Origin of the sequence: uncultured Salegentibacter sp., assembly GCF_963972535.1 — a bacterium.
Taxonomy (GTDB): domain Bacteria; phylum Bacteroidota; class Bacteroidia; order Flavobacteriales; family Flavobacteriaceae; genus Salegentibacter.
Window position 1 is genome coordinate 1 of sequence record NZ_CAXAVR010000216.1, and the last position, 1,573, is coordinate 1,573.

1 protein-coding gene is annotated in these 1,573 nt (G+C 36.2%); it reads right to left on the reverse strand.

From position 1 onward, the window contains the following. On the reverse strand, window positions 1–1,573 hold a 1,573-nt coding region (locus tag AACZ30_RS13955), incomplete at both ends, for a 3'-5' exonuclease (RefSeq protein WP_339650135.1).

Sequence of the window (1,573 nt, forward strand, 5' to 3'; positions counted from 1 at the left end):
CAAGAAGCAATTTTTCTATTTTTTCTGCGGAATCTTTGGTGATTATTCCATCGTTCACCGCTTGTGCAACCACTGGTTTTACCTGTTCTTTATAATCTATTTGTGCCAATAATTCGTGCAGAATTTCCCCTTTTTCAATCGCTTCTTCCTGTTTACTGTCCCATAACATTCCAGATTTGGTCACGATATTCACCGCTTGATTTTGTGTTGCTGAAGAATAAAATTTTTCTGAAATAATATTTGCTGAACTGTTTTTTTCTGAAGTTTTTGGAACGCCAATTTCCCCAAATTCATAAGTATTAATGTTGGAATCCCACCTCCCAATTTCTTTTAAAAAGCCAATCAGTAAGCCTGAAGTCTTATAAGCTTTTTCGTTCCCTTTTGAGTCTATTTCTTTTTTGCTGAGTAAATACAGCTGTTGGGAAGCACGGGTACAGGCCACATACAGCACATTTAAGGTGTCCAGCTCTTTTTGATGAATTAACTCGGTGTAAATATCTGAAGCTTTTGGTCCCCAGTTCAGCATTTTATCTGATGCACTCAGGTAATTCATAGGAATTTCATCTAAAGGCGGCTCCATAGGTAACCAAAGGGAATCCATACGAGTGCTTTTGGAATCGGAATTCGCGTAAGGATAGATCACCACCGGGAATTCCAGACCTTTAGATTTATGGATGGTCATTATTTGTACGGCATCTTCAGCTTTTGGAACTACAATGCTCAAGCTTTCTATTTCCTGTTTCCATAAATCTATAAAATCGGCTATGCCTGCGGTTGCCTTTTGCGTACTTTCAAAAATAAAATCCAGAAAAAACTGAACATACGCATTAGATGTTTCTACCAGAGAAAAACTTCTAATAATATATTCTGCGGCTTCGTAAACCGAAAGTTGTTTTATTTCATTCAGGTCAAAATTAATATCATACTCTTTCAACCAATTAAAAAATGCTTTTCCGTCTTTATTTAAATTAGTTGAGATTATGGGGTAGCGATTTTCTATTTCTAGAAAATCGGCCAGGAAATCAAAAAGTTCCAGTTTTAAAGTGTTGTCTTTAGGACTTAAAGAAAATTCTAGCAAATGAGCGATAAAATTTACTTCAGGAGAATTGGCCACTAGCAAAGTTTCTGAAGAAACTACCGGAATATTATTTTCGCTTAAATAACTCGCAATAGTAACGCCTTCCTTTTTCTTACGGGTTAAGATGCAGATATCTCCTTTTTTAAATTTTCTTTGTTCTAAATTCTGAATAATTTCCAGAATTTTTTCAGGATAAATTTCGTGTTCTTCCGCCGCATTTTCGGCTTCAATAAAGTCGATATTTACATATCCAAAATCTCCTTTTTTAGGATTTTGGCCGCTTGTCTGAAACAAATTAGCATAAGCAGGATGTTGCAAAGTACCGGCTGCATAGCTAAATAAACTATTGTTGAAGTTTACAATCTGGCTTCCGCTGCGGTAATTATCTGGCAGATTTTCAACGTATTTTTCAATACTAAACGGGTTAGTATCTAAGCAAAGGTCTATAAACTGCTCGGCTTTTCCGCCACGCCAACGGTAAATAGATTGTTTGGC